At 73.5% G+C, this 20,399-nt stretch carries 14 protein-coding genes and 1 pseudogene; 7 read left to right on the forward strand and 8 right to left on the reverse strand.

Going from position 1 to position 20,399, the window contains the following annotated elements; all coding sequences use genetic code 11:
* Window position 1 precedes the first annotated feature (1 nt).
* From ABZ919_RS01105 to ABZ919_RS01120, 4 genes are all read right to left on the reverse strand, one after another.
* Window positions 2-1,630: an MFS transporter gene (locus ABZ919_RS01105; RefSeq protein WP_361241772.1), complete on the reverse strand. Its 1,629-nt coding sequence runs from the start codon at window positions 1,628-1,630 to the stop codon at window positions 2-4.
* A gap of 144 nt (window positions 1,631-1,774) precedes the next feature.
* On the reverse strand, window positions 1,775-4,447 hold the full coding sequence (locus tag ABZ919_RS01110) for a LuxR C-terminal-related transcriptional regulator (protein ID WP_361240856.1): 2,673 nt from the start codon (window positions 4,445-4,447) through the stop codon (window positions 1,775-1,777).
* 153 nt (window positions 4,448-4,600) lie between these two features.
* A complete protein-coding gene (locus ABZ919_RS01115) occupies window positions 4,601-5,815 on the reverse strand; it encodes a hypothetical protein (protein ID WP_361240859.1) in 1,215 nt (404 codons plus the stop codon).
* A gap of 631 nt (window positions 5,816-6,446) precedes the next feature.
* Window positions 6,447-7,247, reverse strand: a complete 801-nt coding sequence (locus ABZ919_RS01120) for a YhjD/YihY/BrkB family envelope integrity protein (protein ID WP_361240862.1) — start codon at window positions 7,245-7,247, stop codon at window positions 6,447-6,449.
* Between the two features lie 398 nt (window positions 7,248-7,645).
* Here ABZ919_RS01120 and ABZ919_RS01125 point away from each other — a divergent pair, with 398 nt between their 5' ends.
* The 3 genes from ABZ919_RS01125 to ABZ919_RS01135 all read left to right on the forward strand — a co-directional run bounded on the left by ABZ919_RS01125 (window position 7,646) and on the right by ABZ919_RS01135 (window position 8,928).
* Complete coding sequence (locus ABZ919_RS01125) at window positions 7,646-8,086, forward strand: DUF6325 family protein (RefSeq protein WP_361241775.1); 441 nt, start codon at window positions 7,646-7,648, stop codon at window positions 8,084-8,086.
* A gap of 96 nt (window positions 8,087-8,182) precedes the next feature.
* Entirely contained in the window at window positions 8,183-8,491 is a 309-nt protein-coding gene (locus ABZ919_RS01130) for an SHOCT domain-containing protein (RefSeq protein ID WP_361240865.1), read from the forward strand.
* A gap of 32 nt (window positions 8,492-8,523) precedes the next feature.
* The gene (locus tag ABZ919_RS01135) at window positions 8,524-8,928 is read left to right on the forward strand and encodes a DUF4186 domain-containing protein (protein ID WP_361240868.1); all 405 of its coding nucleotides are present in this window, start codon (window positions 8,524-8,526) and stop codon (window positions 8,926-8,928) included.
* On the opposite strand, the pseudogene ABZ919_RS01140 reads toward ABZ919_RS01135, so the two are convergent.
* A pseudogene (locus ABZ919_RS01140) lies at window positions 8,929-10,477 on the reverse strand (M1 family metallopeptidase).
* A 216-nt stretch (window positions 10,478-10,693) separates the two neighbouring features.
* On the opposite strand from ABZ919_RS01140, the gene ABZ919_RS01145 reads away from it, so the two are divergent.
* The 3 genes from ABZ919_RS01145 to ABZ919_RS01155 all read left to right on the forward strand — a co-directional run bounded on the left by ABZ919_RS01145 (window position 10,694) and on the right by ABZ919_RS01155 (window position 15,157).
* Window positions 10,694-12,913 carry an NADP-dependent isocitrate dehydrogenase gene (locus tag ABZ919_RS01145; protein ID WP_361240871.1) on the forward strand — a complete coding sequence of 740 codons (2,220 nt, stop codon included), beginning with the start codon at window positions 10,694-10,696 and terminating at the stop codon, window positions 12,911-12,913.
* Between the two features lie 76 nt (window positions 12,914-12,989).
* Window positions 12,990-13,781 (forward strand): N-formylglutamate amidohydrolase, encoded by a 792-nt coding sequence (locus ABZ919_RS01150; RefSeq protein ID WP_361241778.1) that lies wholly within the window; start codon window positions 12,990-12,992, stop codon window positions 13,779-13,781.
* A gap of 152 nt (window positions 13,782-13,933) precedes the next feature.
* The gene (locus ABZ919_RS01155; protein ID WP_361240874.1) at window positions 13,934-15,157 is read left to right on the forward strand and encodes a cytochrome P450; all 1,224 of its coding nucleotides are present in this window, start codon (window positions 13,934-13,936) and stop codon (window positions 15,155-15,157) included.
* Window positions 15,158-15,171: 14 nt separating this feature from the next.
* Here ABZ919_RS01155 and ABZ919_RS01160 read toward each other — a convergent pair whose 3' ends face one another.
* From ABZ919_RS01160 to ABZ919_RS01170, 3 genes are read right to left on the reverse strand one after another with little or no spacing between them, the layout of a single operon-like run.
* Entirely contained in the window at window positions 15,172-15,591 is a 420-nt protein-coding gene (locus ABZ919_RS01160; protein ID WP_361241781.1) for a hypothetical protein, read from the reverse strand.
* Between the two features lie 59 nt (window positions 15,592-15,650).
* The gene (locus ABZ919_RS01165; protein ID WP_361240877.1) at window positions 15,651-16,289 is read right to left on the reverse strand and encodes a sigma-70 family RNA polymerase sigma factor; all 639 of its coding nucleotides are present in this window, start codon (window positions 16,287-16,289) and stop codon (window positions 15,651-15,653) included.
* Window positions 16,286-17,710 carry a S8/S53 family peptidase gene (locus tag ABZ919_RS01170; protein WP_361240880.1) on the reverse strand — a complete coding sequence of 475 codons (1,425 nt, stop codon included), beginning with the start codon at window positions 17,708-17,710 and terminating at the stop codon, window positions 16,286-16,288. Before ABZ919_RS01170 ends, ABZ919_RS01165 begins: the two co-directional genes overlap by 4 nt.
* 76 nt (window positions 17,711-17,786) lie before the next feature.
* Between ABZ919_RS01170 and ABZ919_RS01175 the strand changes: the two genes are divergently transcribed.
* Window positions 17,787-20,399 (forward strand): CHAT domain-containing protein, encoded by a 2,613-nt coding sequence (locus ABZ919_RS01175; RefSeq protein ID WP_361240883.1) that lies wholly within the window; start codon window positions 17,787-17,789, stop codon window positions 20,397-20,399.

Consider the following 20,399-nt stretch of genomic DNA (forward strand, 5'->3'; position numbering starts at 1 on the left):
CTCACTCCAGGGCGCCGGCCATGCCGGCCGGTGTGCCGCCCTGCGACGGTTGCGGGCGGCGGGCCGGCGCGGTCGGCAGGTGCCGGGTGACGAGGAGGCTCGCAAGGGTGATGCCGCCGGTGGCGAGGATCGCCGCCTTCAGGCCGTCGAGCTGTGCCGAGGCGTACGAGTCCGTGAGGGCGTCGGCCTCGGACGGCGGCAGCCCGGCCTGCTGGGCGGCCGTACGCACCTGATCGGTGGGCACGAAGCTGACCCCCGCCTGCAGCCGGACGCTGGTCTGCTGCCGGGCCCGGTCCGACAGCTGGGGGTGGCTCTCGACGTCCGCGGTGAAGGCGTGTACCAGTGCGCCGATGAGGATCGAGCCGATGAGCGCCGTGCCCAGCGCCGAGCCGAGGTTCTGCGCCGTGAACTGCAGGCCGCCGACCTCACTGCGTTCCGCCTCGCCGACGCTGGACTGGACGACGTTGCCCAGCTGGGAGGCGAGCAGCCCCATGCCGATGCCGAGCACCGCCATGGCGCCGGCGAACTGGGCATCGTCGATCCGCGGCTCGATGGTGGCGAGCAGCCACACGATGGCCGCGGCCAGCGTCAGCAGGCCCAGCCGGACGACCCGGCGCGGCCCCAGGGTGCGGCCGAGCCGGGTGGCACCGAGGGAGGTGACGAGCATCGTGACGGACACCGGCAGCAGCCGCAGCCCCGTCTGGAAGGCGTCGAAGCCCTGTACCACCTGCAGGTACAGCGGAATGGTGAAGAACAGTCCCAGCAAGATCAGGTTCTGGCTCAGCAGGGTGAGCAGACCGCAGCGCAGCGGCGGCAGGCCGAACAGGGAGAGGTGCACCAGGGGGTCGGCGCCGGCTTCCTCACGCCTGCGGTCCCAGCGCACGAAGAGGGCCAACACGGCGATCCCCGCGCCGATGACGAAGAGGGTGGGTGCGAAGCCGAAGACGGTGAAGGGCGGATTGCGCGGTTGTACCCAGCCCCAGGTGCTGCTCTGCAGCACGCCGAGCACGCCCAGACCCAGTCCGGCCGCCGACAGGACCGCACCGACCACGTCCAGCCGGGGCGGCGGTCCGGTCCGCGCGGCCTCCTTGACCACCCGGTGGCACAGCAGGATGACGACGACGACCACGACCTCGCCCGCGAAGACGAGCCGCCAGGTCAGATAGGTCGTCACCCAGCCGCCCAGGAGCGGGCCCACCGCGATGCCGGCCCCCGCGAGCCCGCCGATCACGCCGTAGGCGACGGCCCGTTCCCTGCCGTGGTAGGACTCGGCGACCAGGGCCGCCATGGCGGGCAGCACCATCGCGGCACCGAGCCCCTCGATCACCGACCAGCCCAGGGCGAGCACCCACAGGGTGGGCGCCAGGGCGGTGAGGGCCGAACCGGTGCCGTAGACGATCAGTCCGAGCAGGAACAGACGGCGGCGGCCGTGGATGTCGCCGAGCCTGCCACCGATGATCATGAATGCGGCCATGACCAGCGCATACAGCGTGATGACCGCCTGGATGGCGGTGACCTCGGTGTGGAAGTCCTCGACCAGTCGGCTGATGGAGACGTTCATGACCGACGTGTCCAGGACCATCAGGAACTGGGCCGTCCCGAGCACCATCAGAGTGCGCCAGTGTCCCACGGTGTCCACCACCCAGCCGAGTCTTCCCGGGCGCTCGCGCCGCCCCGTGGGCGGCGGCCGCGCTCCGGCCGCCGCCACCCTCATCGGAGCGCCGGGCGCCAGGTGCGCGCCTCACCCGTCATGGGCGAACCGCCCGGCGGGGTGTCAGATCAGCCCGTGCTCGCGGGCCCTGCGCACCGCCTGCGCACGGCCGTTCACACCGAGTTTGCGGTAGGCGCTCTTGAGGTGGGTCTTCACCGTGTTGACGGAAACGTACAGGTCGGTGGCGATCTCCTCGGTGGACATCATCTCGGCCAGCTTGCCCACGATCTCGCGCTCGCGTGCACTGAGCTCGTCGACGACCAGGGACGGGGGGACGTCGGCCGCGTCCGGGGCGCCGTTCGAGACGCCGCCGCCCGGCCTGAGCCAGCCCGCGGCCAGACCCTGCAGGGGCGGTGTCTCCAGCAGGCGCCGGATACGCGGTCCGGCTTCGAGGAACGGCCGCCTGAGCCGCTCCCGCCGGGCCTCCAGCAGGGCGCGGGCGAGCAGCTTGCGAGCGGCGGCGACGTCGGTCTCCTGGGCGGCCGCGGCGCGCACCAGGGCGGCTCTGACGGTCGCCCGCGGGCCGCTGCGGCCCCCGTTCGGCATGTGGTCGAGCAGGTCGATCGCCGCTTCCCGGTTCCCGGCGGCGAACCGGGCCCAGGCCGTCTCCGCCGCGCACGCGGGCTCACCGTCGCACGGGACGTCGTCCAGCACCTTCAGGGCGCTGTCGGCGCGGCCCTCGGCCAGATGGGCCGCGGAGACGACGAGCGCCGTCTGGGTCTCGGCCCACGGAGAGGACACGAGGGCCGGTACGTCTAGGCCGGCCGCCGCCTCGGCGGCGGCTCGTGGCTCACCCCGTGACAGCAGCAGTCCCGCCGTGGCGAGGGAGCGTCCGGCCGCCGTCACCGGATCGCGTACGGCTCCCAGGCCGGCCGCCCCGTCCAACAGGGCCTCGGCCTCCCGGAGTTCGCCGCGGTCGACCGCGACGGCCGCCAGCACCAGCTGCCCGAGGACCGAGCCGCAGGAGCGGGGACCGCCCAGGCCGAACCTCTCCGTCTCCCGCAGGGCCGCCAGCGCCTTGCGTTCCGCCCGGCAGAGCCAGCCGTTCAGGTAGTCGATCAGCGCCAGCTGTCCGAGCGAGTCCTCCCGGGGCAGCGCCGTCGCGACCTCGCTCGGATATCCCGCCACCTCGTTCAGGGCGGCGCGCGCGTCGTCGAAGCGCCCGGCCCAGAGCCGGGCCGAGCCCAGGTGGGTCAGCAGCAGGGCGGTGAACTCGGGGTGCCTGGCCAGCAGGTTGGCGGGGACCTCGCCACGCACTTCCTCCGCCGTCGCCATGGCCTGCTCGGCCATGGCGGGCGAACCGGTCAGCCTGGCCGCCAGGGATTCCAGCAGCACACAGCTCAGCCGGCCCGCGGGGTCGGGCTCCTGGGAGGCCAGGCGGTCCTCGGCCCGGCGCAGATGGGCCAGGCCGCCCGAGACGTCGTACTCGGACAGGTCACGCGCGGCGCGCACCAGGTCCGCCGCCGCGTTGGTGGCCTCGGGCCCCATCCGGGAGAACAGCTCGGCGAGGTCGCTCGCGCGCAGCCCGGTGAAGAGCTGGCCGATCGCCAGGTCGTCCACGAGGGCCCCGCTGGTGAAATTCCAGTCGCCCGCGGCGGCGCCGTGCGCCATCGCCTCGGGCAGGGCGCCGGAGGCGTGCAGCCAGTGCGCGGCGCGCCGGTGCAGTTCGGTCTCCAGGCCCGGCTTGTACACCCGCAGGTGGGCCCGCAGGATCTCGCCGAACAGAGGGTGCAGCCGGTACCACGAGTGCCCGAGGTCCTCCACGAACGCGTTCTGCGTGTGCAGCGCGGCGAGGATGGGTTCGGCATCGCCGCGGCCGGTCAGCTCCGCGACCAGGCCGGGAGAGAAGCGTTCCATGACGCTGACGCGCAGCAGGAGGTCCTGCGCCCGGGCCGGCTGCCGCTTCAGCACCTCCGCGAGCAGGAAGTCGGCGATGGTGCTCCGGCCCGCCTCGAACTCCTTCAGGTACGCCTCCGGGTCCGGGGTCTGCCGGGCGGCCAGGGCGCACAGGCGCAGCCCGGCGGCCCAGCCCTGGGTGCGCTCCACCAGGGCGCGGGTGGCTCCGAGGGGCAGCTCGAGTCCGTGGAGTTCCAGGAGCGCGGTGGCTTCGTCGACGGTGAAGGCGAGCTCGGCGTCCCGGATCTCGGTCAGGTCCCCGGCCGCCCGGTAGCGGTGCAGCGGCAGCAGCGGCTCGGTGCGGGTGACGAGGATCAGGCGCAGCCCCCGGCCGGCGTGGCGCAGGACGAATTCCAGCTGTTCCGCGATCCGTGCGGAGGTCACTTGGTCGAACTCGTCGAGCACGAGGAGCACGGGCCGCTCGCGCTCGCTCAGTTCGTCGGCGAGCCGGGCCAGCAGCTTGCGGTCCACGTGGCTCGCGTCACCCGGGCAGCCCATCTCCTCCGACAGCGGTGCGCCGGCGGCGCTCAGGGCCTGCAGCACGTACGCCCAGAACATTCCGCTGCCCTGGTACCCGGCCTCGTTGGTGAGCCAGGCGACCGGCCCGCCGAGCCGGGCGGCCCAGTCGGCGACCAGCAGCGTCTTGCCCGCCCCGGCCGAGCCGTTGACCATCGTCAGCGGTGTCTCGAAGGCCTGGTCGAGGTGGTCGGCGAGCCTCGGGCGGCGTAGGAAGGTCGCCGGCCTGGCCGGCAGGGCGAACCGGGTCTGCAGGAACGGCTCTCCCAGGGGATCGCCGTGCCGGGCCCCCGATCGCCTCGGGTTCTCGGGCCGCGGGTTCACAAGGATCACCCCCCTGTCATCGGGCTTGGGGAGCAGACTCCACTCGCTCAGGATCCCAGTGTTCCGGCCGCGGCGCGCTTCGGGCCGGTCCGGGGCCGGCAGGGGCCGTGCGTGCGGGGAGCGGTCCGTCGGCCGGCCGCCCGGATGCCGCGTTCAGCGCTCGTCCGGGCGCCGGACGGGCGCTCCGCGTGCCGCGCCGAGCTGCACGCGACCGGCCGCCGCCAGCAGGGCGAGCACCGCCAGGACGGCGAGCAGCACGAGGACCAGCAGCAGCACGGTGAGCACCGTCGGGTGGTTCCAGAGCGCGAAGACGAGCGCGATGACCAGCAGGACGAAGAGCATGACGGCCCGGCGATAGGCCAGCGCCCACGCACCGGCGCGCCCGGCGCTGATCCGGTGGGCGGCCGCCCAGCGCGCCGCAGAGTCCGCCGTGTGGTCGGAGTAGCCGCGGACGGCCACGGGCAGCCGTCCCGGTCCGACGAAATACGCTCCGAGCGCGATCACCACACCGAGGACGACGGCCGTGCGCAGGCTGACCCGCAGGAAGCGGAGCAGGGTGTCGAAGACGGCCCCGGCGGCGGCCTTGGACTGCACCTGCGGCGGCAGGTGGTCGAGGTAGTAGCCGCGGGCGACGATCAGGCCGATGGCCACGACCAGGCAGGCGAAGGCGGCGCCCAGCGCGGTGCGCGCGAGGGCCCGGCGCCGGTGGTGCGCCAGGAACACCCCGGCGGCGCCGAGGAGGACGACGAGCACCGGGAACCAGTTCCCGACGACGTCGAGGAGGCGGGCGCCCTTGCGGAACTTGGCGAGCTGGTCGGAGTGGAACAGCACCAGCTGCTTGTTCACCTGCGGGATCCTGCTCGCGGGTTTCAGGCCGGCGTCGACCAGCTCCTGCTTGACCCGGTCGACGGCCTTGCCCACGTCCAGGGTGACCGTGCCGTCGCTGACCCCGACCGCACCGCGTCCCTTGCCGGTCAGGGCGTGGACGACGGCATTGTGCGCGGCACGGTTGGCGCCGCGCCACACCGTCGCGAAGGCGTCGCTCCTGACGACGCGGGTGGCGATCCTGGTGACGGCCTGGTCCACGGCGGAGTCGATCTGCGGTCCGAGCCGGCTGATCCCGTCGGCGGCGACCGGGGGCAGACCCTGGGACTGCAGCCAGGAGGCGATGTCCCCGGCCACCTCCTTGCCGTTCACGTGGGCGCCCACGGCCTCGGTGATCCGGTGGACCGCCGCGTCCTGGACGGCGGGGTCGGTGGCCAGCGGCGCGACCGTTGCCACATAGCGGTCGGTGTCGAGCGCGATGTCGTGCACCCAGGTGGCCAGGAGCGCGACGGGAACGAGGATGCAGGTCAGCACGATGAGCACGGCCGAGGCGATGGTGCGGGCGATACGCCCCGCGGACCCACCCGGGGCCCGGCCGCCGGGCGGCGCCGGACGCCCGCCACCGGCACCGGGCGGCTGACCGGCCGCATCGACCGGACCCTCGCCCGACCGGCGCGCGCCCTCATCCGACGCGGAAGGCCGCCGGCCGGACCGGTCCGAGTCCTGTCCGGCCGAGGGGGTCTCTGAGCCGGGCCGGTCCGCGCCCGCATCCGACGCAGAGGACTCCCGGCCGGCTCCGTCCGCGCCCGGCCCGGTCGATGGGGGCTCTGGAGCGGTTTGGTCCGCGCCCGCGTCCGACGCAGAGGACTCCCGACCGGACCGGTCCGCGCCCGCATCGGAAGCAGAGAACCCCCGACCAGCCCCGCCCGCCCCCGCATCCGACGCAGAGAACCCCCGCCCGGACCCGTCCACGACCGCGCCCGGCACAGACAAGTCCCGCCCGGGCCCGTGCGAGGCCGGGTTCGGTGGTTGCCAGTCGGGTGGCTCGGTCAAGGGGGCCTCCGGCGCGGTGGCTGTCTGGACACACCCATTCCGTCAGGACCGCGGGCTCCGCGCGCGCTGGATGGCCCGGACGGGCGAGGGCGCTACTCCTTCCGCGGGGGCTCACCGGTGCTCACCGGTCCTGCGCGAGTCGGTCGCGCAGCGGAGGAGGGCTGCCGAGCCGGCGCGCGAGGAAGGGTTCCTGCGCCAGCACGGCGCCCGCGCTGACGCTGACGGACGCCGCGACGCACACCACGATCAGCCAGGACAGCAGCACGAACACGGACCCGACGGGGCCGTAGTCGGCGAGCGCGTTGTTGAGGGCCCGCGGCATGTACAGACGCGCGGTCACCGCCAGCGCGGTGAGGACGACCGCCGTCACCAGGGCGCCCGGCAGCAGCGGCTTCCAGCCGACCCTGCCGCCGAGCAGCAGATGCTGGGTCCACCACCACAGGACCACCTCGCTGACGAACACCAGGGGGACGCCCAGCCAGGCACCCGCCCCGAAACCCTGGTGCAACGGGCCCTGGAGCAGCAGGGCGGCAAGCCACAGGACCAGCCAGGCCAGCCACCGCCAGGGCGCGATCCGGGTGCCCGACCTCGGGATCTCCCAGGCGCGTCTGCACAGGCGCTGCAGCGCCCTGCTGACCGCGGTGGCCGACAGCAGCACCATCAGGCCGCCCACCACACCGGTGGTCTGCTGCAGTTCGCCGGACGTCGGCCGGAACACCTGCTCCAGCTCCGAACGCGCCGGTCCCGTCAGCCCGAACACCGTCGTCACGGAATCGATCAGCTGATGGCGCACCGCTGGCGGGGCATAGGCCGCGAAGACGAACAGCAACGGCACCGCGGTCAGGAAGCACTGCGCCGCGAGCCGGGTGCCGGAATCGAAGACGTTCACGGAGACGATGCGGTCCGCGAAATGCGTGAGCACCGGCAAGCGGCGCTCCGCCCGCTCATGCGCGGCTTTCGCCCTGCCGATCAGCCTGCTGGCGCGCCCTGCCGGATCCATTCAGGATCCCGGACGGACACGTCGCGGGCACACCCGGCGCCCGCGCGTCGACGGCGCCCCGCAGGTCGGCATGACATCGCTCCTCTCTCTGCGTCCAGGGTGGGGCGCCCCGCGGTCGCGGGCACCCCGGGAGCCGGCCGGCGGCGCCCAGGTGCCCGCTCCACTGCATATGCGGGCCCGCGCGCCGCGTGGTGGACTGGAGGGGCTGCGGGGGTTGACGATCGTCGGCCGTGAGGCCTCGCCGGGGAGGTGGACGGGCGGGCGGGGGGTGCCGACTCGCATGCGTCTCGTGAGGAGAAATCATGGACGATGTCGAAGACATGGGGCCGGTCGACTACCTGGTCATCGAGTTCCCCGGCAACCGTATGACGGGTCAGGCGTTCCCCTTGCTGGTCGATCTCGTCGAGCGCGGAATCGTGCGGATCATCGACCTCGCCTTCGTCCGCAAGGAGACCGACGGCTCGGTCGTGGGGCTGGAACTGAAGGACCTCGGCGAGGAGACCGACCTGACGGTCTTCGAGGGCGCCTCGGCCGGCGTGCTGGACCAGAGCGATCTCGAAGAGGCGGCCAATGCCCTGGAGCCGGGCAACTCGGCCGCGGTGCTGGTGTACGAGAACCTGTGGGCCGCCCCCCTGGCCGGCGCGCTCAGGCGCAGCGGGGCCCAGCTCGTCGCGAGCGGCCGCATACCGGTGCAGGCTCTGCTGGCGGCGCTGGACGCCACGGAGGAGACGGTGCCGCCCGGCGGCTCCGCGGCTGCCTGACCCGGGGCGTCCCGCCCCCGGCCCCACGCCGGTCCGTGAACGGGCACACGCGTTCACGGCCACGGCACCGCATCGACCCAGGGGAGATGACCGAACATGCCCGGACTGCTTCGCGGCGTCGCGCGCACGGCCGTCGTCGCCGGAACCGCCACCGCCGTGTCCAACCGCGTCTCACGGCGGCAGGCCGGCCGGTGGGCACAGCAGGACTACGAGCGGCAGCACCAGTACGAGGAGCCGTACGCGCAGCCGCAGGAGGCGGCGCCGGCCGCTCCCGCCGTACCGCCGAGCACCGCCGACGACATGACCGCGAAGATCGACCAGCTCAAGCAGCTGGCCGATCTCAAGGCGCAGGGGATCCTGACGGAGGAGGAGTTCCAGAGCCAGAAGAGCCAGCTCCTGGCCTGAGCCACGGCGGCGGCGCCTATGCTCGGACCGGTATGACCGCCTCGCCCGAACCCGATTCCCTGGACCGGCGCCTGGACGCCCTCGCGCTCCAGCCGTTCCGGGCGCGGTTCCACCTGCGCGGCCGGGACCGGGCGACCGCCGAGCTGAAGGGCCCGGCGACGATCCGGTGGCACGCGTACGACCTGATCGCCAAGCGGCTGGCGCCGGCCGAGCCGTACAAGGACGGCAAGCAGACGCCGTACCGCGGGCACCCGGTCTTCGTCGCGCAGCACGCGACCGCCACCTGCTGCCGGGGCTGTCTGCAGCGGTGGCACGGCATTCCCAAGGGGCGGGAGCTGAGCCGCGCGGAGCACGTGTACGTGGTGGATGTGATCTGCCGCTGGATCGAGCGGGAGATGACGGGCGGGGCCGGGCACGGCCCCGCCCGACGGCGGTGATCAGAGCGTCGCGGAGTTCTCGTGCCAGTGGCCGCCGCGCCTGCTGTGCGGGGCCATGAGGGACGAGGCGACCGGGGTCACCGTCCAGTCGGGGTGACCCGGCATGCGCGGGGTCTTCGTGCCGTAGAGCCAGTCGTTCAGGAAGCCGGACTGGTCCTGGCCGGAGATTTCCGAGGCGACGGCGATGTAGTCGGCGGTCGTCGCCGAGGCACCCCGGAAACGGTCCAGGAAGGCCCGCTCGACGGCGTGGAAGACGTCCTCGCCGACCAGCTGCCGGAAGGCGTACAGGACGAGGACGCCACCCAGGTAGCGCTGGCTGTCGAAGAGATTCGCGGCGTCGGGTGCGGCCACCGGGCCGGAGTCGTGGCGCCACTGGTCGCCGCGGGCGTAGGTGTCCTTCATGCGGGCCTCCATGGTGGTGAGGCCCAGGGAGTCGGCCCAGCCGCGCTCGTAGCGGTAGAGCAGGCCGTAGAAGTCGGCGTGGCCCTCGTTCAGCCACAGGTCGGCCCAGGTGGCGGGGCTGACCAGGTTGCCGAACCAGGAGTGGACCAGCTCGTGCATCATGTGCGAGCCGATCGCCTTCTCCGGCTGGAGCAGGAAGTTCGGCTTGTACAGGGTGAGGGTCTGGGTCTCCAGGCCGGTGAAGTCGAAGGCGTTCGGGGCGTCGGAGTTGCACGGCAGCAGGCCGTACGTCTCGAACGGGAAGGCCCCGAGGCGCTGCTCCAGCCAGTCCACGAGGCCGGGGGTGAGGGCGAGGGCCGGTTCCAGGGCGGCGGCGCGGGCCGACGGGACGACGTCGCGCAGGGGCAGGCCGTGCGGGCCCGGCCGCTCCTTGATCACATAGTCCCCGACGGTGATCTGGACGAGTTCGGTCGCCATCGGCGACAGCGAACGGTACGAGTACGCCGTACGGCCGTCCGCGAGCGTCTCGGTGCCGGTGAGGACGCCGTTCGCGACCGCGCGCAGCCCGGCCGGGGCGGTGAGGCGGAAGCTGAAGGCCGCCTTGTCCGACGGGTGGTCGTTGCACGGGAAGACGGTGTGCGCGGAGTTCGGCTGCGGGCAGATCGCGAAGCCGTCCGGGGTGGGCACCCAGGCGGTGTGCGGGAGGGTGCGGCGCGGGTCCGCGGAGTTAGGTGACGCAGACGGTCGCCGCCGTGTCCGCCGCGAGCGGCCGGGGCGGGGTGATCCGAAGCTTCTCGTCCGCCTGCTCCCAGCCGGCCGCCCGGCCGCAGACGGACACGGTGTGTATGTCCAGGCCGAGCGCGTCGAGGGAGAACCGGGTCAGCGCCGCGGTGGTGCGGATGCGCAAGGTGGCGGTGGCGTCCACCTGCTTGGTCGTGGGGTCGTAGGCGAGTTCGAGGTGGTACGACGACACGTGGTAGCCGTCGTTGCCGAGGGACGGGAAGACGGGGTCGCCGAGGGTCTCCGGGCCCGGCTCCCCCGTACGCCTGCCGGTGCCGGCCGCCCGGGCCGGGGATCCGGCCGTCAGCGCCGTGGCCGTACCGATGAGGGCGGCCGCCGGGGCCGTCACTCTGCTGCGATATCTCATGGTCCGCCTTTGCTCGGGCGGCCGGGTGGTCGGTCCGGCCGCCGGTCGGTGGGCGATCACCCTTGGTCGGCGGGTGATCGCTTGTCATGACCACCGAAGACGGCTTCCGGTTGCACCCGCGCGGCGCGTTTTCCGGCCGGGACCCCTGTCGAGCGGACCCTCGTCACGAGATATCTTGATGTCGAGCAATGTTGCAGACGTGGAGCGGAGCACCCGGTGACTGACTCGACCATCATCTACACCTACACAGACGAGGCCCCGGCCCTGGCGACGCATTCGTTCCTGCCGGTGATCCAGGCGTACGCCTCGCAGGCCGGTGTGCCCGTGACCACCCGGGACATCTCGCTGGCCGGGCGCATCATCGCCGTCTTCCCGGAGTACCTGAACGAGGACCAGCGCATCCCCGACGCGCTGTCCGAGCTGGGCGAGCTGGCCAAGACCCCCGCGGCCAACATCATCAAGCTGCCGAACATCTCGGCGTCCATCCCGCAGCTGAAGGCCGCCGTCGCAGAGCTGCAGGGCAAGGGCTACGCGCTGCCGGACTACCCGGACGACCCGAAGACCGACGAGGAGCGCGAGATCCGCGCCCGTTACGACAAGGTCAAGGGCTCCGCCGTCAACCCGGTGCTGCGCGAGGGCAACTCCGACCGCCGTGCCCCGGCCTCGGTGAAGAACTACGCCAAGACGCACCCGCACCGCATGGGCGCCTGGACCGCCGAGTCCAAGACCAATGTGGCGACCATGGGCGAGAACGACTTCCGGTCCACCGAGAAGTCGGTCGTCATCGCCGAGGACGGCGCGCTGAAGATCGAGCTGGTCGGCGAGGACGGCACCACCACCGTCCTGAAGGAGTCCGTACCGGTCCTCAAGGACGAGGTCGTCGACGCCTCCGTCATGCACGTCGCCCAGCTGGAGCAGTTCCTCGCCGCGCAGGTCGCGCGCGCCAAGGAGGAGGGCGTCCTGTTCTCCGTGCACCTGAAGGCCACGATGATGAAGGTCTCCGACCCGATCATCTTCGGTCATGTGGTGCGCGCGTTCTTCCCGAAGACGTTCGCGAAGTACGGCGAGACCCTCAAGGCCGCCGGCCTCACCCCGAACGACGGCCTCGGCGGCATCCTCAAGGGCCTGGAGAACCTGCCCGAGGGCGCCGAGATCAAGGCCTCCTTCGACGCCGAGATCGCCGAGGGGCCCGCCCTGGCGATGGTCGACTCCGACAAGGGCATCACCAACCTGCACGTCCCGTCGGACGTCATCGTGGACGCCTCCATGCCGGCCATGATCCGCACCTCCGGCCACATGTGGGGCCCGGACGGCCAGGAGCACGACGCCCTCGCCGTCATCCCCGACTCCTCCTACGCCGGTGTCTACCAGGCCGTCATCGAGGACTGCCGGGCCAACGGCGCCTACGACCCGTCCACCATGGGCTCGGTGCCGAACGTCGGCCTGATGGCGCAGAAGGCCGAGGAGTACGGCTCCCACGACAAGACCTTCGAGGTCCCGGCCGCCGGCACCGTCCGTCTGGTCGACCAGGCCGGCACCGTCCTGATCGAGCAGCCGGTCGCGCAGGGCGACATCTTCCGCGCCTGCCAGACCAAGGACGACCCGATCCGCGACTGGGTCAAGCTGGCCGTCACCCGCGCCCGCGCCACCGGCGACCCCGCCGTCTTCTGGCTGGACGAGGACCGCGCCCACGACGCCAACCTGATCGCCAAGGTCGAGCAGTACCTGCCGGAGCACGACACCGAGGGCCTGGACATCAGGGTCCTGTCCCCGGTCGAGGCCGCCAAGCTGTCGGTGGAGCGCATCCGCCGCGGCGAGAACACCATCTCGGTGACCGGCAACGTGCTGCGGGACTACCTGACCGACCTCTTCCCCATCCTGGAGCTGGGCACCAGCGCCAAGATGCTGTCGGTCGTCCCGCTGATGGCGGGCGGCGGCCTGTTCGAGACGGGCGCCGGCGGCTCCGCGCCGAAGCACGTCCAGCAGCTGGTCAAGGAGAACTACCTGCGCTGGGACTCCCTCGGTGAGTTCTTCGCCCTGGTCCCGTCCTTCGAGCAGTACGCCACGGCCACCGGCAACGCCCGCGCCAAGGTCCTCGCCGACACCCTCGACCGCGCCACGGCGACCTTCCTCAACGAGGACAAGTCCCCGACCCGTCGCGTCGGCGGCATCGACAACCGCGGCAGCCACTTCTACCTGTCCCTGTACTGGGCGCAGGAGCTGGCCCGGCAGACCGACGACACCGATCTGGCGAAGGCGTTCGCGCCGCTCGCCGAGACGCTCGCCGCGAACGAGCAGAAGATCGTGGAGGAGTTGGTCGCGGTCCAGGGCAAGCCGGCCGACATCGGCGGCTACTACCAGGTCGACAAGGCCAAGGCGGACGCGGTCATGCGCCCGTCGGCCACCTGGAACGAGGTGCTGGCGTCCCTGAGCTGACGCCCGCCCGCTGACGCCGCCCCGGCCGGTGACCTCCGGCCGGGGCGGAGCCATGACCACGCCCCTGGAGCAGCCCGTGAGCCCGTCCGGTCCCTCGTACGAACTTCTCCCCGGTGCCCCCGAGTCGCCCGTGCTGCTGCACGTGCCGCATGCGGCGCGGGCGGTCCCCGCGGACGTGCGCCGCGGGATCGTGCTGGACGACCTGGCGCTGGAGCGGGAGCTCGACCACATCACGGACGCGCACACCGCCGAGCTCGCCGCGCTGGCCGCCTCTCTGGCCGCCGTCCCGCCCTGGCGGTTCGTGAACCGGCTGTCCCGGCTGGTCGTCGATCCGGAGCGGTTCCCGGACGAGCGCGAGGAGATGACGGCCGTCGGCATGGGCGCCGTCTACACGAGCACCACGCACCGGGGCGAGCTGCGGCCGGCGGACACCGACCCGGAGCCGCTGCTGGCGCGGTACTTCCGGCCGTACGCGCGGGCCGTCACCGAGGCGGTCGCGGACCGGCTGGCGGCGACCGGGCGGGCCGTGGTGATCGACGTGCACTCCTATCCCACCGAGCCGCTGCCCTACGAACTGCACGGCGGTGGACCGCGTCCGCCGGTGTGCCTGGGCACGGACGCCTTCCACACCCCGCCGGGGCTGACCCGCGCGGCCCGCAAGGCGTTCGCGGTGTGCGGGGGAACAGGGCTGGACAGCCCCTTCGCCGGGACGTACGTGCCGCTGGAGTTCTACGGCCGCGAGGCCCGGGTCAGCGCCCTGATGGTGGAGATCCGCCGGGACACCTACATGACCGAACCGGGCGGCCCGGCGGGCCTCGGGCTGGGCCGGCTGGCAGCGTCCCTGGCCGACCTCGTCGACGGGGCCTGAAATCCCGAAGGTGCGCGGTGAACCGGCGCGCCCGCCCACCACAGAGCCGCGGCCGTCCGACGCCGCGCTCCGGCACCCCATCAGGCGCCCCGTCCCACCACTCGGAGCACCACCGCAGGACAGCCGGAGGCACCCGTACCAGGGTGGTGCGCATGACCGAGGAGACCACGCTCACCGGCCAGGCCCCGCCGCCCGTACGGGACTGGCCCACCCCCGACCTGGACGGGACGGACTTCGACCCGGTCCTCGCCGGCCTCATGCGGGAGGGTCCGCTGACCCGGATCCGGCTGCCGTTCGGCGAGGGCTGGGCATGGCTCGCGACCCGCCACGACGACGTCAAACTGATCACCAACGACCCGCGGTTCAGCCGCGCCGAGGTCACCCGCCGTCAGGTGACGCGGATGGCGCCGAACTTCGCGCCCCGGCCCGGCTCGCTCGCCTGGGCCGACCAGCCCGACCACAACCGGCTGCGCAGACCGGTCGCCGCTGCCTTCACGGTGAGCGCCATGAAGCGGCTGCGGCCCCGCGCGCAGGCGATCCTGGACGACCTGGTGGACGGTGTCGTCCGGGACGGGCCACCGGCCGATCTGGTGGAGCGGGTGCTGGAGCCGTTCCCGATCACCGTCGTCAGCGAGGTGATGGGCGTGGCCGCCGCCGACCGGCAGCAGGTGCACGCCTGGACCCGGGAGATCATCTCCACCAACGGGGTGGAGGCGGCCGGCCGCGCCAAGGACTGCCTGTACGGCTGGATCACCGACACCGTCCGGGCGCGGGCCGACAGCCCGGGCGAGGACGTCTACTCGATGCTCGGCGGGGCCGTGGCCCGCGGGGAGATCAGCGAGGAGGAGGCCGTCGGGCTGGCCGGCCCGTTGCAGATCGGCGGCGAGGCCGTCACGCACAACTGCGGTCAGATGCTGTACCTGATGCTCACGCGGCCCGAGCTGATGGAGCGGATGCGGGCGCGTCCCGAGGCGCGGGGCCCGGTGCTGGACGAGCTGTTCCGGTGGATCCCGCACCGCAGTTCGGTCGGGCTCGCCCGGATCGCGCGCGAGGACGTGGAGATCGCCGGCCACCGGATCGCCGCGGGCGAGCCGGTCTATGTCTCCTACCTGGCCGCCAACCGCGACCCGGCCGTCTTCCCCGACCCGGACCGCATCGACCCCGACCGCGATCCGAACCCGCACGTGGCGTTCGGCAACGGCCCGCACTTCTGCACCGGCACGCTGCTGGCCCGGCTGCAGACCGAGCTGCTGGTGGACACCCTGCTGGACCGGCTGCCCGGGCTGCGGCTCGCGGTGCCGGCCGAGAAGGTGCGGTGGCGGCACCGGACGATGATCCGCGGACCGCAGACCCTGCCGGTGACCTGGTCCGCATGACGTGCTGACCGGGTTCAGGCCCGCAGCCACTCCGTGACCATCACCTCCGCGCCGGCCCGCAGCCTGAGGGCGAACGGGCCGGCCGGTGGTGTGTCGCTGGTGAACCGGCCGAGGGTGTCGACGGCGACGGGGTGGACGGTCTGCGGGCCGCCCAGCACCTCGATGCGCGCCGGCTGCGGCGGCAGCACCTGGCCGGTCAGCCCGTCCTCGGTGACCTCGACGTCGACCGTGACCTCGCCCGCCCGGAACGTCAGCATCCGCGGTGCGTCCGGCACGCCCCTGACCGGCACCGCGTCCATGAGCGAGTCGAAGGTCAGCTCGGCGATCCGCGCGTCCAGGTCGTGCAGGGCGTAGGCGTCCAGCGCCAGTTGACGCAACGCTTCCGGGACCGGGTCCAGGACCGCGGCCGCCTGGCGCAGTTCCTCCTCCAGCAGGGCGTCCGCCGTCTCCTCCGCGTCCGGGTCCTGTCGCGGGAGCTGATTCTCGTCGTCGTTCACGCCGCACCCCGTGGATCCATCCGGGCCCGCAGCCGGCGCAGACAGCGCTGGCGCAGGGGTCCGATGCTGCCGACCGCGATACCGAGCGCGGCCGAGATCTCCCCGTAGCTGGGCGGTGGGGAGGCCACCAGCACGCGCAGCAGCTGCCGGCAGCGCTCCCCCATGCCCTCCAGCTCCTGCCACAGGCGGCGTACCCGCTCGGCCCGGTCCGCCGCGTCCTCCGAATCGATCAGCGACTCCTCCGGTGTCCGGTCCTCGCTGGCCCGGTCCAGTACCCGCGGGTCGTCCGTCGGGGTCAGCCGGGTCAGGTTCCTGAGCACCTTCAGGCACTCGTGGCGGGCCGTGCTGGCCAGCCAGGAACCGGTCTTGTCGGGTTCCCTGATGCGGCCCAGGTGCTGGGCGAAGCGGAACCAGACGGTCTGGTAGACCTCGTGTCCGTCGGCGTCGGAGAGCCGGTGTGCGCGCACGACCGACCACACCAGCGGACTCATTCCTTCCACCAGCGCCTTCCAGGCCGCGGCGTCCCCGTCGACGGCGGACTGGACGAGCGCGCCGACCTGTGTCCGGTCCACGGCTCCACCCCTCGTGTACGGCACGTCATGGTACGCCGTGGAGTGGAGGGTTCCGGACCTCATGCGGGTACGGCGGGCACGGTGACCGGCATGGGGCGCCAGGTGGGCGGCCGGAGCGCCGGGACGTGCGCCCCGCGCACCTCCGCGGTGTCCGCACTGTCCGCGAGCAACCCGGCGAGGGCCGCGCGCGGGTCGCGCACCTGGTGCGCCGTCATGTGGGCGGCGACGAGACCCGCGGCGACCGGGGTGGCGAAGGAGGTGCCGCTCCACTGCGCGAGGCCGTCGAACATCACCTGGTCCGGCTTGGCCCCGGTGTTCTCCCGGCCCTCGCTCAGCACGCCGGTGTGGCGCGGGAGCCGGCAGGTGCAGGGGTAGTCGTACCCGAACCGGCAGGCGTCGTAGGTGGAGTGCTGGTAGACGTACGGCACGGGCGTGTCGAAACCGGTGAGGGCGCTGGTGAGACGCTCGCCCGGGGCGTAGACCCGAACCCAGGGGCCGTGGTTGCTGAAGCAGGCCTCACCGTCTCCGTCCGCGCGCAGCGCGCCGACCGACAGCACGCTGTCCGCGTACTCGGGCAGGGCGGCGTAGGCGGCCGGCCAGAACGGCGTGTCACTGGCGTTGTTGCCGGCGGCGGCCACCAGCACGGTGCGCTGCGCGCGCAGTTCGCGCATGAACGCCTCCAGGCCGATCGGGCCGTCCCCGTCCTCGGTGGGGGTGCCCGCGGACAGGCTGATGATGTCGGGCCAGCCGCCCTCGTCGACCGCCGCGAAGAGGCGGGCACCGAACTCGGACTCCAGGACGGCGCCCGCGTCTTTCAGGGTGCCCCGGACGGTCACCCGGGTGCTGGGCGCCACGGCCGCGAGGATCCCGGCGATGAACGTGCCGTGACCGGCGTACTGGCGGAGCACCCCGTCGCCGTCGGTCTCCGCCGCCTCGGCGTCACCCGTGGTGTGGGCGAGCAGCGGGCAGAGGCGGTGGTCGTGCATCAGGCCGGTGTCGACCACGAGGACGCCGACCGCGCCGTCCGGGTCGTAAGTCCCGGCCGATGCGCCCGGGTTGGCGGGCTGCGTGCGGGCGACCGGCACGGGCTCGTCGCCCGGGCAGGCATTGACGGCGATGTGCAGCACGTGGTTGCGGCCCACCAGCCGGCGTCCCCGGCGGGCCTCGGCCGCGCGCAGGGCGCGCAGTGCGTGCGGGACGGTGTCGTCGCCGGAGCCGGGGGCGCCGGTGCGGATGCGGGTGACACCGGTGCGGTTGGTCTCCGGGCCGTCCCGCCGGACGTGGTCGGGGACGAGTCCGGGGGTGGCGGTGAAGTGGGCGCGCACGGCGTCCTCGACGACGCGGGCCTCCTCGCCGTCCCGGGCCAGGACGACTCCCTTCTCGTAGAGGAAATGGGCGTCCCGGTCCGGGCCCAGGGCCAGGGCCGTGCCCGGCATGGAGCGCTGGATGTGCTCGAACTGCTCGTGGAACCGCTGTGGTGCCATGACCTGTCCTCCCCCTGAAGACGGTGTTCGACAGTGAGAGCCGTGGGGCCACCGTCTGATACAGCGGGCCACTACCATGCGAGACGTGACAGCGGGAAGCGAGCCGGTCCTCGAACTGCTGCCCCTGGTGTTCGCCGATCCGGGCGAGGCCCGGGCACGCGCGGAACAGGTGCTGGGGGCCGCTCCGACGCCGTTGCACGCCAGCGTCGCCCACCAGGTGCTCGGCATCTGGCAGCGGGACTTCGGCGATCTGCGGATCGCCCTGCGGCATCTGCGCCGGGCCCGCGACCTGGCCGCGCGCGCCGAGTCGGCCGACCGCGAGGCGGATGTGCTCGCGACGCTCGGGGTCGCACTGGTGCACGCGGGGCGCACACGACAGGGACTCACTTCCTTCGAGCGCGGGGTCGCCCGGGGCAGCGGACACACCCGGGCCCGGGTGCTGTACCGGCGGGCGTACGTGTGGTGGGTGCTGGGGCATCACCGGGAGGCGCTGGAGGACGTACGGCGGGCACTGCCCGTGCTGCGGCAGGTCGCCGACGACATCTGGACCGCGCGGGCGCTGACCCTGCGGGCCACCGTCCACCTGGCACTCGGCGCGGTGGACCGGGCGATCGCGGACTTCACGGCGGCGGAACGGCTGTGGGACACCACCGGCCAGGAGCACGACAAGGCCGACGCGGTGGAGAGCCGGGGCCTGGCCGCGTTCCGGTCCGGGGACGTCCCTGCGGCGCTGCGCCTGCTGGACGAGGCCGAGGAGCGGTACGCCAAGCTCGGCACGCCGACGTACATGCTGTCCCTGCGGCGCTGCGAAGTGCTGATGGCGGCGGGACTCGCGCCCGAGGCGCTCGCCGAGGCGGACGCGACGATCGCCCTCTTGGAACGGATCGGCGGGCAGTCCACCCGCAAGGCCGAGCTGCTGCTGACCGCAGCCCGGGCCGCCCGCTCGGCGGGGGACCCGCACACCGCGATCGCCCGCGCCGCCGTCGCCGTACGGCTGTTCGCGGCGCAGCGCCGGATGTGGTGGGAGACCCATGCACGGCTGGTGCTGATCGAGGCCCGGGTGACGGCCGGGGTCCGCTCGGGGCGGCTGGTCGCGGACGCGGCGGCGGTGGCCGAGAAGCTGGCCTCCTTCGGCTCGCCCGCCGCGCCGGAGGCCTCGCTGCTCGCCGGCCGGATCGCGCTCGCGCTGGGCTGGACGCCCGACGCGGAGCGGCACTTGGCGGTCGCCGCGCGCAGCCGGCACGCCGGGCCGCCACCGGCCCGGGTGACGGGCTGGGCGGCACAGGCGCTCCGGGCGCGGGCGGCGGGCTCGGGGCGGGGCGTGCTGGAGGCCTGCCGGCGTGGCCTGGACGTGCTGGACGACCACCGGATGACCCTCGGTGCCTCGGAGCTGCGGGCCCATGCGACCGCGCAGGGCGCCGAACTGGCCGCGCTGGCCCAGGAGGTGAGCCTCTCCCAGGGCACCCCGCGCCGGCTGCTGCAGTGGAGCGAGCGCTGGCGCGCCACCGTGCTGTCCGCGCCGCCCACCCGGCCGCCCGCCGACCCGGCGCTGCTGAGCGGCCTGACCGCCTACCGGGAGATCGCGGCCCGGGCCGAGGAGGCCCGTATGGAGGGCCGCCCGGTGCCTGCCCTGGAGCGCGAACAGCGGCGTCTGGAACGGGAGATCCGCTCCCGCACCCGCCACATACGCGGCTCCGCCCCCGACGAGGGCGACCGCTTCGACGCGGGCCGGCTGCTGGACCGGCTCGGCGACGCGTGGCTGGTGGAGCTCGCCGTGGTCGGCGGGCGGGTGCACGTCCTGCTGTGCGGGCAGGGCCGGGTACGGCGGTTCACCGGCGGGCCGTCGGCCGAGGCGGTGACCGAGGCCGCATTCGTCCAGGCGGGGCTGCGCCGGCTGGCCCACCCCGGCGCCGAGGCCCGGCTGCCGCTGGTGGAGGCCGCCGGCCTGCGGTTGCAGGAGCTGCTGCTGGGCGAGGCGGCGGCACACCTCGGTCCGGGCCCGGTGGTGGTCGTGCCGCCGGGGGCGCTGCACCGGGTGCCGTGGGCGCTGCTGCCCGCGCTGCGCGAGCGGGTGCTCAGCGTGTCACCGTCGGCGGGCAGCTGGCTGCGCGCCCGGGAGACCGAGCCGCCACCGGGCGGCCGGCATGTGCTGGTGCGCGGGCCCGGCCTCGCGACCGGCGGGGCGGAAGTGCCGGAACTGGCCGGCCGCCACGGCACGGCGACGGTCCTGGAGGGCGAAGACGCCCGGGTCCCATGCGTCTTGGACCACCTCGACGGCGCGGCGCTCGCGCACCTCGCGGCCCACGGTACGTTCCGGGCGGACAGTCCGCTGTTCTCGGCCCTCCGGATGGCCGACGGCCCGCTGATCGTGCACGATTTCGAGCGGCTCGCCCGCAGCCCGTACCGGATCATCCTCTCCAGCTGTGACACTGCGCGCCTCGCCTCCGTCGGCGCCGACGAACTCCTCGGCCTGGTCACCGCGTTGCTGCCGCTGGGGACGGCCGGGGTGGTGGCCAGCAGTGCGCCGGTCAACGACGCTGCGGTGGTGCCCCTCATGCTGGCCCTCCACAAGGGCCTCGACACCGGCATGTCGCTGGCCGAGGCCCTGCGCGACGCCCGGGCCACCCTGCCCGGCGACCCGGTCCACCAGGCGACGGGCTGGGCGTTCGCGGCGTTCGGGGCGGCGTGA

This window comes from Streptomyces sp. NPDC046759, from assembly GCF_040645475.1.
Taxonomy (GTDB): Bacteria; Actinomycetota; Actinomycetes; order Streptomycetales; family Streptomycetaceae; genus Streptomyces.